Annotated in this window: 11 protein-coding genes; 7 read left to right on the plus strand and 4 right to left on the minus strand. The window is 50.7% G+C overall.

The genetic code is table 11. The features are described 5' to 3' along the window. Positions 1-37: 37 nt before the first annotated feature. The 5 genes from OLM33_05875 to OLM33_05895 all read left to right on the plus strand — a co-directional run bounded on the left by OLM33_05875 (position 38) and on the right by OLM33_05895 (position 4,714). On the plus strand, positions 38-1,243 hold the full coding sequence (locus OLM33_05875) for a divalent metal cation transporter (GenBank protein MCW1713198.1): 1,206 nt from the start codon (positions 38-40) through the stop codon (positions 1,241-1,243). A gap of 64 nt (positions 1,244-1,307) precedes the next feature. Further along, on the plus strand, positions 1,308-2,045 hold the full coding sequence (pxpB, locus tag OLM33_05880; protein MCW1713199.1) for a 5-oxoprolinase subunit PxpB: 738 nt from the start codon (positions 1,308-1,310) through the stop codon (positions 2,043-2,045). 2 nt (positions 2,046-2,047) lie between these two features. After that, positions 2,048-3,118 (plus strand): biotin-dependent carboxyltransferase family protein, encoded by a 1,071-nt coding sequence (locus OLM33_05885; protein ID MCW1713200.1) that lies wholly within the window; start codon positions 2,048-2,050, stop codon positions 3,116-3,118. Between the two features lie 16 nt (positions 3,119-3,134). Beyond that, positions 3,135-3,908, plus strand: coding sequence for a LamB/YcsF family protein (locus OLM33_05890; protein ID MCW1713201.1), 774 nt, complete (start codon positions 3,135-3,137; stop codon positions 3,906-3,908). After that, a complete protein-coding gene (locus tag OLM33_05895) occupies positions 3,905-4,714 on the plus strand; it encodes a putative hydro-lyase (GenBank protein ID MCW1713202.1) in 810 nt (269 codons plus the stop codon). The genes OLM33_05890 and OLM33_05895 overlap by 4 nt, the downstream gene beginning before the upstream one ends. An 86-nt stretch (positions 4,715-4,800) precedes the next feature. On the opposite strand, the gene OLM33_05900 is transcribed toward OLM33_05895, so the two are convergent. Genes OLM33_05900 through OLM33_05910 form a run of 3 tightly spaced genes read right to left on the minus strand, consistent with a single transcriptional unit; the run spans position 4,801 to position 7,795 of the window. After that, positions 4,801-5,361, minus strand: coding sequence for a hypothetical protein (locus OLM33_05900; GenBank protein MCW1713203.1), 561 nt, complete (start codon positions 5,359-5,361; stop codon positions 4,801-4,803). After that, positions 5,358-6,548, minus strand: coding sequence for a knotted carbamoyltransferase YgeW (gene ygeW / locus OLM33_05905; protein ID MCW1713204.1), 1,191 nt, complete (start codon positions 6,546-6,548; stop codon positions 5,358-5,360). Before ygeW ends, OLM33_05900 begins: the two co-directional genes overlap by 4 nt. A gap of 44 nt (positions 6,549-6,592) precedes the next feature. Next, entirely contained in the window at positions 6,593-7,795 is a 1,203-nt protein-coding gene (locus OLM33_05910) for a YgeY family selenium metabolism-linked hydrolase (protein MCW1713205.1), read from the minus strand. Between the two features lie 686 nt (positions 7,796-8,481). Between OLM33_05910 and ygfK the strand changes: the two genes are divergently transcribed. Next, positions 8,482-11,469: a putative selenate reductase subunit YgfK gene (gene ygfK / locus OLM33_05915; protein MCW1713206.1), complete on the plus strand. Its 2,988-nt coding sequence runs from the start codon at positions 8,482-8,484 to the stop codon at positions 11,467-11,469. Between the two features lie 12 nt (positions 11,470-11,481). Further along, positions 11,482-14,040: a selenium-dependent xanthine dehydrogenase gene (xdh, locus tag OLM33_05920; GenBank protein ID MCW1713207.1), complete on the plus strand. Its 2,559-nt coding sequence runs from the start codon at positions 11,482-11,484 to the stop codon at positions 14,038-14,040. A 96-nt stretch (positions 14,041-14,136) separates the two neighbouring features. Here xdh and OLM33_05925 read toward each other — a convergent pair whose 3' ends face one another. Further along, a complete protein-coding gene (locus tag OLM33_05925) occupies positions 14,137-15,351 on the minus strand; it encodes a hypothetical protein (protein MCW1713208.1) in 1,215 nt (404 codons plus the stop codon). Positions 15,352-15,373: the final 22 nt, after the last annotated feature.

The following is a 15,373-nucleotide window of genomic DNA, read 5'->3' on the forward strand; positions in this document are numbered from 1 at the left end:
GGCGTTATAGCTTACTAATCTATGGAGGTGTTCAATTATGGCAGAAAAGAAAAATGATCCGGGTTCAGCAGCAAGTGTTCTTATTGGTGCAGCATTTTTGATGGCGACTTCGGCGATAGGGCCGGGGTTTCTTACACAGACAGCTGTCTTTACGGACAAGCTTAAAGCGGCGTTTGCTTTCGCAATTTTGGTTTCGATCCTTATTGACATAATCGTGCAGATGAATATCTGGCGCATCCTTGGTGTTTCAGGCAAGCGCGCACAGGATGTAGCCAACGAAGTCCTTCCGGGACTGGGTTATTTCCTCGCCTTTCTTGTCGCGCTTGGCGGGCTTGTCTTTAACATAGGCAACGTCGGCGGAGCGGCGATGGGACTCAACGTGATGATGGGGGTGCCTCTGGTGCCCGGCGCCATAGCGAGCGCGGTCATAGCCATAGCCCTTTTCCTCAACAAAGAAATGGGCAAGGCGATGGACAACTTTACAAAGGTGCTCGGAGTGATAATGATCGCAATGGTCCTTTTCATGGTCTTCAAAACCCAGCCGCCGGTGGCAATGGCCCTTAAGGAGACGGTCCTTCCGTCAAAGATAGACTGGATGACGATCCTTACGCTTGTTGGAGGAACAGTGGGCGGATATATAACCTTTGCTGGTGCCCACCGCATTATCGATGCCGGAATAACAGGTATGGAGAATCTACCGAAGATATCTTCAGGTTCGGTTAAGGCCATCTCGATCACAGGGATCATGAGATACCTCCTCTTCCTCGCAATACTGGGTGTGGTTGCCACGGGAGCGGTACTTGACCCCAAAAACCCGCCGGCATCTGCCTTTCTCATCGGAGCCGGACAGATAGGCTACCGTATCTTTGGTCTGATCCTCTGGTGCGCGGCTATCACTTCCGTCGTTGGTGCGTCCTATACCTCAATATCATTCCTCAGGACGCTTTTTACAAAAGTAGAGCAGCATTCGCGCTACTGGATAATAGGATTCATCTGCGTTTCAACGGCTGTTTTCTCAACCATGGGAAATCCGGTAGCCCTTCTCATAGTCGCTGGCTCACTGAACGGGCTGATTCTTCCTGTATCACTTGGAGTTACACTGCTTGCAGCTTTCAACAAGAAGATCGTAGGCGTAGATTATCATCATCCGAAAGTTCTGGCAGCGCTGGGCTGGATAATGGTCGTATTCACTGCATGGATGGGCTTCAAGTCTTTGACCGGAATAGCAAAACTTTTTTCCTGAAGATGTACAATCAGATGGGAGGGGGCCCTCTCCCATCTGATTTTGAAAACAAGGGGTGGTTTAAGTGCCTGTATATATAAATGAACCTAGATACCTAACGGCTGGTGAATCCTGCGTTGTCGCGGAATTTGCCGATGAGATCGACAGGGGAGCCAATGACGCGGTTATGGATTTGAAGAGATATGTGACGGGGCAGAATGAAATTCCGATAATAGAGTGCCTTCCGACATACAGATCGCTTGCCGTCTATTTCGATCCCACTGTGGTCAGCGCGGAAGATGTTGTCAGGGTTGCCCGGAAAGCTCCAATATCAAAAAAGTCCGATGCCGGAACGGCAATGACTGAGATATCGATACCGGTCTGCTATGGCGGAGAGTATGGTCCGGATATATTAAACGTAGCGGAGCATGCGGGGATATCGGAAGAAGATGTAATAAAAAGACACAGCGCCAAGGTATGCCACTGCTACATGATAGGCTTCATGCCGGGCTTTGCCTATCTTGGCGGCATGGACGAGAGCATAGCCACGCCCAGGCTGACAAACCCGCGCACTGTTATCAAAGGAGGAAGCGTAGGGATCGCCGGAAAGCAGACCGGGATATATCCGATAGACAGCCCTGGAGGATGGCAGCTGATAGGCCGGACGCCCCTCCGTCTCTTCACTCCTGAAGCCTCGCGCGCCACTTTGATAGAGGCAGGCTATGAAGTGCGCTTTGTTCCGGTGTCGGAAGAAGAATATAAAAAAATCGAGGCCGAAGTGGCTGCAGGGACATACAAGCCCCTCATAACGGAGGCGAAATAACTATGGAACTGATCGTCAGAAAAACCGGCATGCTTACATCCGTGCAGGACCTGGGACGCTGGGGATACCAGTCGAGCGGTGTTCCTGTAGCGGGAGCGATGGACCTTCCTGCCCTCAGGCTGGGGAATACGATGCTTGGAAACCCGGAAAATGCCGCAGCTCTTGAAGTCACACTCCTGGGACCTGAGATAGAAGTCAGAGGCGATGGAGCGGCAGTCTTCGCCGGGGCGGATCTGGGATTCAGTGTGAACGGGAAGGCAGAGGGATCCTGGAACGTTGTTCTGCTGAAGGACGGAGACGTGATAACTTTTAAAGGTCTCAGGGGGAAGGGATGCCGCGGGAATCTTTGTTTTGCCGGCGGGATAGATGTGATCCCGGTGATGGGGAGCCGTTCTACGTATATGCGAGCAAAGATCGGCGGAGTAGAGGGACGGGCCCTTAAGAACGGGGATGTCATAAAAGTTGGGGAACCTTCACCTCTTTGGAAGAGGATGGGTGGTTTTCATATTCCTGAAGAACTGCATCTGACACAGGATCCGGAAGCGCCTCTTGCGTTGATCACAGGTCTCCAGGAGGACGCGTTTACTGAAGAGGGTAAAAAACTGCTGTTTGAGTCGGAATACACTATCACCGCGGAATCCGACAGGATGGGCTGCCGCCTGGAAGGTCCGAAGATCGGGCATACGGAAAAGGGTGCGGACATAGTTTCTGACGCGATACCGCTTGGAGCGGTACAGATACCCGGGCATGGGATGCCAATAATAATGCTTGCGGACCGCCAGACGACCGGGGGCTACACGAAAATAGGAGTGCTCTCACCGCTTTCTATTGAAGCCCTTGTTCAGAAGATGCCGGGAAACAGAGTCCGTTTCCGGAAGGCAGAAGTATGTGAAGGGGCCGATGAACAGAAGAGGATCAGTGATGCGGTCCGGAAGGTAAAGGAACTTCGCGCCTCACACGTTTCACGTTCTGGTACCAAGGCCGCGGTGCCTGCTTCTGCAACTCTCCCGACGCATTTTAAGCTGACGATTGACGGAAAGAGCTACGACATAACCTGTGAAGAAATATCGTGACAAGGAGTGAGCATAAATGTACAAAATAGACCTGAACAGTGACATCGGAGAGAGCTTTGGAGCATACTGCATGGGAGATGATGAGGCTGTAATGGATGCGGTAACATCCGCCAACGTTGCATGTGGTTTTCATGCCGGCGATCCTCTCGTAATGAAGAAAACGATCAAAAACTGCGCCGCAAAGGGAGTTGCAGTCGGCGCGCATCCCGGATATCCCGACCTGGTCGGTTTCGGACGCCGGAACATGAAGTGTACTCCCGAAGAGGAGTATGCGGACTGTCTCTATCAGATCGGCGCACTGAGCGCCTTCTGCCGCACTAACGGACTGGCCCTGCAGCATGTCAAACCGCACGGAGCGATGTACAACCAGGCTGCGAAGGATCCGGGACTTGCAAGGGCGATAGCCCGTGCAGTAAAGGACTCGGGTGAGAACATTATACTGATGGGACTTGCAAACTCTGAATTTGAGAACGCTGCAAAAGAGATGGGTGTGCCATTCGCCGCGGAGGCATTCGCGGACAGGGGATATATGCCTGACGGTTCTCTGGTGCCGCGTTCACAGCCGGGAGCGATCATCCACGACGTTGAAGAGGCCGCTAAACGTGTTGTGCGTATGGTCACAGAGGGAACGGTCGGGGCTGTTGACGGTACAGTCATAAACTTCCGTCCCCAGTCGATATGCATGCATGGGGATACGCCGGAGGCAGTCGATATGGCGAAGACCGTCCGCAGAGAACTTGAAGCTGCCGGCGTAAAAGTTACAAATTTGAAGGAGGTCGTTCTGGGATGACACTGCCGTTTGATATAGCACCGTACCGCCACGCATCACCGAAGGAGATGAGGGAACTCATCAGAAAAGGTGAATGGACTCACCCGACATCAGGTCTTTCGCACTGCCATGTGCAGGCCAATATGATAGTGCTGCCCAAAGACTGGGCTTACGATTTTCTGGTTTTTGCCCAAAGAAATCCCAAACCCTGTCCGATACTGGACGTAACAGAGCCCGGCGACGGCGAGGCTAAACTCATAGCTCCGGGATCAGATGTAAGGACGGATATTCCAAGATACCGTGTATGGGAAAACGGTGTACTAAAGGACGAGCCGACAGACGTCCTGAAGTACTGGAGGGATGACCTTGTCGCATTCCTGATCGGCTGTTCCTTCTCGTTCGAGGGAGCCCTTCTGGAGGCAGGTATCCCGATCAGGCACATGGAATGCGGTTGCAACGTTCCTATGTATATAACGAACATGCAGTGCCATCCGGCAGGTCGCTTAAGCGGACCAACGGTGGTAAGCATGAGGCCTGTCAAACATTCACAGGTGGTAAGGGCCGCACTTTGCACCGGACGTTTCCCGGCAGTTCATGGAGCTCCCGTGCATGTTGGAGATCCGGCAGCAATAGGAATTAAGGATATAAACAGGCCTGAGTTCGGAGACCCTGTAGAAATAAGAGAGGGTGAAGTTCCTGTATTCTGGGCTTGCGGAGTGACTCCCCAGGCCGTAGTGATGAACAGCAAACCTCCCTTTGCGATAACTCATGCTCCCGGACACATGTTCATAGCAGACCCAAAGGATTCTGACTACTCGACATTCTAGTAAGAAAAACATAGGAACTCAGACTCAGTCCACTAATATCAGACAGCATAAGATCAGACGGCCGCTAATTATCCGGCCGTCTGATCTTATGCTGAACTTATTATATGAGCAAGGTTTTTGTCCCTACATTCGTTGAATTTGTCCCGCCAGTCATAGGACCAGTGGAGGAGTCCCTGTTTTTGCCTCAGCCTTGGCTGCCACGGGTTTTTGTGTATCTGAGCGGAATGCCTGGTGCAGAACTGTCGCCAGCGCTTTATTTGGATCTCATCCTCACCGAGCCGCCTTCCCAGATAGTAATTGCAGAACCACTGAAACCAGCCAAGCTTGTCCGTCATGATCCACCCTTTTTTCTGCCACTCAGAAAGAGACATTCCCGATGATACCTTGAAAAAATTCATGGAGACATCCGGCCTGTTGCCTTTGGGCAGTACATTATCGCCTGTAAACCATTCGAAGGGCAGCTGATCCCTGACGCTGTTGAGATATGTTCCACCGAAGACCCCCATATCCAGCATCTCTTTTGGAGTATATGCGGGATAAAAGCGCGTATCCCACAGAGATCCGTTTATAAGGAGCTTTCTCGTCTCCGGAGATATTTTCCCCCCGGCTTCCTCATTCCCTTTGGTCAGGCTTGTATCCAAAATCATAAAACCTTCCTGGGTGATGACTGCTCTTCAAGGGCAGACAGGATTTTCTGAGGGTCCCTTATCTTGCTCAAAAATATCATTGAAGCGATTATGTATGGCTTGAAGCTTGCCTGTTTGAACAGAGGCACGCGGTATCTGTCAAATACAGAAGCGGCCACTTCTCCGGCCTCACAGCTGACCCCCGAGATGTCTGCAGGGAGGCAGTGCAGGTAAAGGGCTTTTCCGTCTTTAGTCATTTTCATCATATCTTCGGTGCATTCCCAGTCCTTATGGAGGGCGTTCTGTGCAAGGAGTTCCTTTTCAAGAGCCCTGATCCCGTCATGATCGCCCGCTCCGTAAAGATCTGTCCTCTTCTGCATTGCCTTGAAGGGAGCCCAGCTTTTGGGGTAGACGAAATCGGCTCCCTCAAAAGCCTCTTTCATGCTGTTTGTCTTTGTAAACCTGCCGCCTGATACCTTAGCGTTTTCATTTGCGATATCCTCAACTTCAGACATGATCTCATAGCCTTCGGGGTGGGCAAGTGCAACTTCCATGCCCATCCTTGTCATCAGACCCACCACGCCCTGGGGGACAGAGAGGGGTTTGCCGTAGGATGGGGAGTATGCCCATGTCATAGCGATCTTTTTGCCTTTAAGCTTTTCAATGCCGCCTGCCTCATGGATCATATGGAGCATGTCGGCCATTGCCTGCGTGGGATGGTCTATGTCACACTGCAGGTTGACAAGCGTCGGCCTCTGTTCGAGTATGCCGTCCCTGTGACCCTCTTTGACAGCATCGACGACCTGGTGCATGTAGGCATTGCCTTTTCCTATGTACATATCGTCCCTTATTCCTATCACATCAGCCATGAAGGAGATCATGTTGGAAGTCTCCCGTATCGTCTCGCCGTGTGCTATCTGCGACTTGCCCTCATCAAGGTCCTGGACTTCCAGCCCGAGCATGTTGCATGCAGAAGCGAAGCTGAAGCGGGTCCTCGTTGAGTTGTCGCGGAAAAGGGATATCCCGAGCCCGCTGTCAAAGACTTTCGGGGAGATGTTGTTTTCCCTGAGGCATCTGAGAGCGTCTGCCACGGTAAAGACAGCATCGAGTTCATCCCTGCTCTTTTCCCATGTAAGGAAGAAATCGTTTTCATACATATCTGAAAAATTCAGGTCGTTCAGTTTTTTAACAAAGGGATCCATTCTCATCTTGTCGATTCCTCCATTGTCGTTTCTTGATATGAGTATGTCATTTATTTATTGCTGTCGCAGTAGAGTGTCGGGAGTGCGGCATATACGGCGGCGCACTTCACCAGGTCGGCCTTCCATGTGATCTCGTTTGGTGCATGGGCCTGTGCTTCCTTGCCGGGGCCGAAGCCGATGCAGGGTATCCCGAAGCGCCCCATGACAGAGACCCCGTTTGTTGAAAAGGTCCACTTGTCGACAACAGGTACGCCGAACATTCCACTGTAAGACTGCACCATTGCCTTTGTCGCAGGGTGGTCTTCGGGGATCACCCACGTCGGGAAATAGCATTCCGTTGGATATGTAAGCTCTGTCCAGCTCGGTCTGTCGTATTTGTACATTGATACTTCTGCATTGTATTTTTTGACAGAGGGCAGGGCACGTATCTCTTCAAGTGCCATCTCCCAAGTCTCTCCGTCCGTCAGTCTGCGGTCGACCGATATAGCGGCCATGTCAGCGACAGCGCAGCGTGAGGGAGAGTTATAGAATATCTCTGATACGGCAAGAGTCCCCTTGCCAAGGAACGGATCGAAGTGCAGCCTGTCGTTAAGTGCCTGTACTTCCTTTATGATGTCAGCCATCTTGTAAATGGCGTTATCGCCTCTCTCCGGTGCCGATCCGTGACAGGATACTCCCTTGACCTCAACACGTATCTCCATCCTTCCGCGCTGTCCGCGGTAGATGTTTCCGTCAGTGGGTTCTGTTATGACAACGAATTCAGGCCTGATACCGTCCACGTTGACTATGTACTGCCAGCAGAGACCGTCGCAGTCCTCTTCCTGGACCGTTCCGGTGACCAAAACTTTGTATTTGTCCGAAAGCAGGCCAAGATCCTTCATTATCTTAGCTCCGTAGACAGAAGAGACTATGCCTCCAAGCTGGTCCGAAGCGCCCCTGCCGCCTATCTCGGTCTCGTTTTCATATCCCCTGTAAGGGTCGAATTTCCAGTTAGAGAGTTCTCCGAGCCCGACTGTGTCTATGTGTGCGTCGTATGCGATCAAAGTCTTTCCTGAGCCCATATACCCGAGGATGTTGCCCATCCCGTCTATCTTTACATCATCAAAGCCAAGTTCCTTCATCTCTTCTTCGATGCGTTTTATTACGCACTCTTCCCCGCAGCTTTCACCAGGTATAGCAATAAGGTCGCGAAGAAATTTTGTCATCTCTTTTTCATAGCCCTGTGCTGCCTTTTTGATAGCTTCAAAATCCATGCCCGAATCCCTCCGATGTGGTCGCATAAGCTGCCCTGGAGTCTATATTCCCCCATGGTCACCAATTCAATATAACACAGCAGTATACTTAGTCAACTGCCTTAAAAATACAGCTGAGCAATGGCTGAGCATGGCTGAGCAGTGGTAGGGGCCAAAGGGCAGGAGCGGGGGAATTGCGGCGTGGTTCATGCCGCGGAGAATTCGCGTCCTTCGGCCGCTGGAGAATTTGCCCGCTTCGCATCGCGGAGAATTGCGGCTAAGAGCCGCGGAAGTTCAAAAGCACCGTCATTCTTGGTCTGGGGCTAAATCTTCGTCGTTCCCGGACGCTTCTTAACGGGATACGAGCGACTTTTGTTTAAGGGCTGGAAATAGAGTCATAGCAAGGATCTAGAGACACTCTTGGTCTCCGATTAGAGCACTCGGGGAAGATGATATAAAAGATTTTTATTCCCCGCCGGATGAGTCTTCCGGTAATTTCTCCAGCGAACATTGTTCTCAGTTCGCGAATTCTCCGCAGCCAAAGGCTGCAAATTCTCCCGGCGGATGCAGTCTCCGCGCGTATTTCACGACGGCTCAGCTATTGCTAAGCAAAGTATTGAAACCGCAGCCTCACCATTGTTATAGGTGTTACTCCATATATAATATTAAGATAGTGTTGATTTAGAGACAGACAAGGGGGGCATGAAATGAGCGACCGGATGAAACCAATTCCTTTTTCGAAACTTATGGAGTGGATACTCTCTGAAAAAGAACGCAGCGGGCGCATCTTCGGCGTCAGTTCCATATACAGGCATGAGGGCGGAGTATTTCCTTTTCTTGGAGAAAAACTTGAGACCCCGTTCGGACCTGCTGCCGGCCCCCATACGCAGCTTGCTCAGAACATAATATCCGCCTACGTCGCGGGTGCAAGATTTTTTGAACTTAAGACTGTCCAGACGCTTGACGGAGAGGATCTGCCCGTATCGAAACCCTGTATCGACGCCAGGGATGAGTGCTACAACGTAGAGTGGTCGACTGAACTTACTGTCCCGGAAGCCTTTGAAGAGTATGTGAAAGCCTGGTTTGCCGTCAAGCTGATCTCAAAGGAATATAGACTTGGAGATCCGGATGGGTACATATTCAATATGAGCGTCGGCTATGATCTCCTGGGGATAAAGTCGGAAAAGATCGACAGGTTCATTGAGGGACTTAAGGATGCTTCAGTATCCTCTGTGTGGGATGAGTGCAAAAGATGGACTCATGCAAATATCACAAAATTTGAAAATATCGACGCGGGCCATATAGACAGAATATCTTCTAAGGTCTGCAGCTCGATCACGCTTTCGACACTGCACGGGTGTCCGCCGGAAGAGATAGAGCGTATCGCGTCATACCTGATAAAAGAAAAAGGACTGAACACCTTTGTCAAAATAAATCCGACCATTCTCGGATACAGGCTGGCCAGGGAAACGATGGACTCGATCGGATTCGGATTTGTTTCATTCGGCGACCTCCATTTCAGGGAGGACCTGCAGTTTGAAGATGCCGTGCCGATGATCAGACGCCTCATGGCTGCGGCAGAGAGTGCCGGTCTTTCATTCGGAGTAAAGCTTACAAATACCCTGCCTGTAGATAACCCGGGCGACATCATGTCCGGCAAAGAGATGTACATGTCCGGCAGATCCCTTTTCCCACTGACAGCGAAGACGGCAGGTCTCCTGTCAAAAGAGTTTGGAGGCAAACTGCGTATCTCCTGGTCCGGCGGAGCAGACAAGACAAATATTCAAGATCTTTTCAACGCAGGCATCTGGCCTGTCACAATGGCAACAACACTTCTGAAGCCCGGCGGCTACAACAGATTCAGGCAGATAGCGGAAACATTTGCCGGGGCGGGAAATAGGGGATTTAATGGTGTTGACCAGGTAATGTTGGATGCCCTCGTAAAAAAAGCTGAAACGGATGAATGGTACAGGAAACCGATCAAGCACCGGGACATTTTTGCTAAAGAAGATAAATTGCCTCTGACTGACTGTTTTATTGCGCCATGTACAGAAGGATGTCCTATCCATCAGGACGTGCCGGAATACATCACCCTTGTCGGGGAGAAAAAGTACGGCGAAGCACTGGAAGTGATACTGGACAAAAACCCGCTTCCCTTCATTACAGGAACGATCTGCACGCACCGATGCATGGCATTCTGCACGAGAAACCACTATGAAGAGTCAGTAGCGATCAGGGATGTGAAGCTCAAGGCAGCCGAAGAAGGTTTTAAAACAATCATTGACAAAGTCATACCGGCCAGGTGCATGACAGAAGCAAAGGCCGCAGTGGTAGGCGGAGGTCCGGCAGGTCTTGCCGCAGCATATTTCCTTCAGGGGTACGGTATCGGCACCACAATATTTGAACGGGAAAATGAGCCGGGAGGAGTAGTGCGGCATGTGATCCCAGACTTCAGGATAGGGAGCAGTGCCATCGAACGGGATATTGAGATCGTAAAGAATACCGGTGCTGAATTCATCATGGGGACAAAGATCTCCTCTGTAGATGAACTAAAGGAAAAGGGCTACAAATATATTGTAATTGCCTCAGGAGCATGGAAGCATGGGGAGCTTGATATAAAAAGCGAAAAAAGGGTCAACGCACTTGATTTCCTTGCCTCGTATAAAAAAGATGAGAAAAAAATACATTTAGGCAGGAATGTTGCCGTTATCGGCGGAGGCAATACGGCAATGGATGCCGCCCGCGCAGCCAAAAGGCTCAGGGGAGTCAAAAAGGTAAGCATAGTATACCGGCGGACAGCTATGTTCATGCCTGCAGAAGAAGAGGAACTCAGGCTGGCAATGGAAGACGGCGTGATATTCAGGGAGCTGCTTCAGCCGATCTCGCACGAGGAAGGGAAACTTCTCTGTTCCGTCATGACACTGGGTGAGAGGGACGCCTCCGGGCGCAGGTCACCGATACCCACCGGGGAAACAGTTATGATCCCGGCTGATACTCTTATAGAGGCTGTGGGAGAAAACGTTGATTCAGATCTCTTCACTGACAATAATATATTTGTGGATCACAAGGGCCGGGCAGTAACGTGCAGAAAAAGTTATGAGACAAACATCAAGGGCGTTTACGTTGCAGGCGACGCAAGATGCGGCCCCAGAACAGTGGTCGAAGCCATAGCCGATGCAAAGCGCGTTGCTGATAATATCGCATTTAGGGAAGGACTGTGCAAAAGCAATGATCTTCAAAAGAACAAGCGCGACACTGATCGTCTTCGCTTAAAAAAGGGCAAGCTTGTCTTTTGTGAGTCTCCTGAAAAAGAATCTGAGCGCTGCCTTGAATGCGGGGTCCTCTGTGAGAACTGTGTAGACGTCTGCCCGAACAGAGCCAATATTTCAGTTCATGTTGCGGGATCATCATCACCTCAGATAATACACATAGACGACCTTTGCAACGAGTGCGGCAACTGTTCAACGTTCTGTCCCTGGACGGGAGCGCCTTATAAAGACAAGTTCACATACTTCTCAAGGGAAAAGGATCTGAACGAAAGCAAAAACAGCGGTTTTTTTGACATGGGAAATGGCAGATTCAAGGTCAGGCTGGAAGGGAAAGTTTTTACATCTTCCCTTGATCCTTCAGATAAAAAGCTGCCGAAAGAAGTTGCAGAGATGATCAAAGCGGCTCGGAACAGTATTCCAATCTGAGGGGGTTTGCCTATGTATCAGTTGCATGTTAACGGAAATATCCAAATATCTGAAACAAACAAAAAACTTATAGATTTTTTAAGAGAAGACCTCGATCTGACCTCTGTGAAGAACGGGTGTAAAGAGGGTGCCTGCGGGACATGTATGGTACTTATCGACGGAAGGGCATGCAAGGCCTGCGTGCAGGAGCTGAAAAGTCTTGAGGGCAAAAATATTCTTACTGTTGAAGGCCTTAGTCAAAGGGAAAAAGATGTCTACTCTTACGCTTTTTCGGTCTCAGGAGCCGTGCAGTGCGGATTCTGCATCCCCGGAATGGTGATAAGCGCCAAGGCCCTTATCGACAAAGTACCGGAACCGACCATTAAAGAGGTAAAAGCGTCTATAAAAAATAACATATGCCGCTGCACGGGCTACAGGAAGATCGAAGAGGCGATATTGCTGGCCGCTAAAATGTTCAGGGAGGATATCCCGGTACCGAGTGAACACTATACGGGTGCAGTTGGAGAGAATATTCCACGTACAGATGCAGTATCAAAAGTATTGGGAACTGCCCAATACGCAGCTGATATCAAAATAGACGGAATGATATACGGTTCAGCGGTCAGGACAGAACATCCGAGAGCGGTGATCAGATCGATAGATATCTCTGAAGCCCTAAAACTTGACGGAGTTGTTGGGATATTTACGGCAGAGGACATTCCGGGCAAGAAAAAAATAGGTCACCTGGTAAAGGACTGGGACGTAATGATCCCCGTCGGTGGCTGCACAAGGTATGTCGGGGACGCACTTGCGCTTGTCGCGGCCGAAACCCCGGAGATAATGGAAGAAGCAAAAAAACTGATAAGAATAGAATATGAGGTCTTGACGCCGGTAACGTCGCCGACTGAAGCGCTTGCAGAGGGAGCTCCTTTAATACATGAAAACGGAAATATCATGTCAAAAGTTGACCTTAAGAGGGGCAATCCGGAAGAGGTCATCAAAAATTCAAAACACATCGTTACAAACCATTACTCTCTCCCTTTTACAGAACATGCTTTTCTTGAACCTGAGACAGCGGTCGCGCTGATGGATGACGGCGGTGTGGTAAGGATATATTCTGCTGATCAGGGAGTATACCAGACGATGAAGGAGTGTTCTGAAGCTCTGGGCCTGCCTCATGAGAAGGTAAGGGTGACTGCTGCGATCATAGGCGGCGGATTCGGAGGCAAGGAAGACATGAGTGTCCAGCATCACGCCGCGCTGCTTACGTATCTGACCAAACGTCCGGTAAAAGTTTCCCTTACAAGGGCAGAGAGCATCAAGGTCCATCCCAAAAGGCATGCGATGGAGATAGAGATGACCACAGCCTGCGATGAGGATGGAAGGCTCACTGCCATGAAAGCCATAATAGTCTCAGACACCGGCGCATACGCATCCCTTGGGGGACCGGTCCTTCAGAGAGCCTGCACTCACGCGGCAGGGCCATACAATTACCAGAACATCGACATCAGTGGAACTGCTGTATATACTAACAACCCGCCTGCCGGGGCATTCAGGGGGTTCGGCGTGACTCAGAGCTGTTTCGCGACTGAGTGCAACATAAACCTTCTTGCTGAAAAAGCCGGACTCTCTCCCTGGGAGTTCCGCTTCAAAAATGCGATCAGGCCCGGAGACGAGCTTCCAAACGGACAGATCGCAGATGATACGACAGCGCTTGAAGAAGCCCTGCTGGCTGTTAAAGATGACTATGATAAGAATCCCAAAGCCGGTATCTCATGTGCAATGAAAAATGCCGGATTGGGCGTAGGAGTTCCTGATTTCGGAAGGTGCAGGCTAAGCGTAAGGGGTGGCAGGGCCCACATAGCCACAAGCGCCTCATGCATCGGACAGGGGCTGGGCACCGTAGTCACGCAGATGGTATGTGACGTGACAGGGCTCTCTCCGGAGCTTGTCGTACACGATCCTGCCGATACATTTCTTACCCCGGATTCTGGTAATACTACCGCATCAAGGCAGACGGTCATCACAGGAGAAGCTGCGAGGAAAGCTGCCGGACAGCTGAAAAAAGATATGGAAACGGCCTCCTTTCATGAACTGGAAGGATGCGAATACTACGCAGAATTCGAAAGCGTCACAGATAAAATGGGGTCGGAAAAGCCCCATCCGGTGAGCCATATATCATATGGATATGCGGTCCATCTTGTAATTCTGGATGACTACGGCAGGATAAAAAAGATCACAGCAGCCCATGATGTCGGCAGGGCGATAAACCCCAAAAGCGTCGAGGGGCAGATCGAAGGCGGGGTCGTAATGAGCATGGGGTATGCCCTGACAGAAAATTATCCGCTCAAAGACTGCGTTCCCCAGGCCAAATTCGGGACGCTTGGGCTTTTCAGGGCCGACATGGTGCCTGATATAGAAAGCATAGTTATCGGCAAGGCAAAAGATGGTTTTGCGCGGGGGGCAAAGGGGATAGGAGAAATAGCGGCGATCCCGGGTGCTCCCGCCATCCAGCTTGCCTACTACAACAGGGACGGGATATTCAGGACCTCCCTTCCGCTGGAGTATACGCCTTATAGCAGGAAGAAATAACTGCTCATAATATGCTTATTTAGTCACAAACAGGGGCGGCCGATCGCCGCCCCTGTTTTCTTAAGTTAGGCTCACCGAGCCTATGTTTAGATCTTATCAGCCACCGCCACCGCCGCCACCGCCACCGCCACCGTCACCACCGCCTGATGATTCAGCAGCTTTTTTCACAGCTTCTGCGCCATCATTTCCCGGATTTTCAGGATCGTCCGACTCTGTCATCCAGGGGACCCAGAAATCCTTTGTCCCTTCAAGTACGGTAGTGACGCCTTCAACGACACCCTTTCCGGGATTAACTATCGTCACAGGAAGGCTGATATATTTCGAAGCTTTCTCGATCGACTCCAAGCTTTTTTCGTCAGTTTCCTTTCCCTGAACTGCGTCTACAAAACCTATCGTTGCGCTGACAAATTCAAAGCCGCCTGCAAGTATGCCGCCAATTACCATTACTCCACCTGTGACCGGAGCGGTCGAAACCAACGCCGCACCTCCGAAAATGGTTCCAAGAGTAAGTGCTGTCCCTGCAAGAAGTTTTGCTCCCGCGGCTCCTATGTGCGCTCCCCTGCTGCTCGCAAACCTCTCCCATGCGCTTGCTGTCTGAGGCATTGCCTCAGGTATCTTACCAAAGTCCGACGGACTGATGTTATTTATTCCTACATCCACAGTTGATGATTGAACGCCTACATTATTCAGGTTGGCCTCGAAACTTGCCATTGAGGAAGAAAGCGACTGTCCCTCGGCAAATGCAGGTGTTGCTGTGATATGTCTGAAGATTATCGCAAAAAAGGTACGCTCCTCATCGGACATCTCATCAAGCGCTACCCTTGCGAATGCAACGTTTCTCGCATACCTTTTCGCACTGGAATTAAGATCTTTCATCAGGAGCTGGATCTCAAAGCGCATTGCCTTTATCTGTTCCTGGCTGGGTGCCTTTTTGCCTCTTGTCGCATCATATCCGGTCTTAAAGAAATAGCGGAGTCCCATCTCGGCATCCACAGCTGCCTTACAGAAGCGTGCATGTTCCTTGTTTATCGCGTCAAGATACTTTTGGGGGAGTTTGTATGTGGTGACCTGTTCTCCGCCGGGAGCCTGCGCGGTCGTTTGGGTATTGTTTTTTACCTGCTGGCCTGTTTTTACAGTTGCTGCAGGAGCCGGTTTTGAGGGGGCGGCAGCAGGAGCTGCAGCCGCGGAATTTCCTCCTGAGGCGGGAGACTCATACTTTGAAGAAAGTGCAGCCTCGGCAAAAGAAGCAAAAGAGGTCAACGCCAGGGAAAAGATAAAAATAAACAACAGTGCTCTATGCCTGATCTTCATTTTGGGCTCACATCTCTTTCTC

This window comes from Synergistaceae bacterium DZ-S4 (genome assembly GCA_025943965.1).
Classification (GTDB): domain Bacteria; phylum Synergistota; class Synergistia; order Synergistales; family Synergistaceae; genus Caenicola; species Caenicola nitritireducens.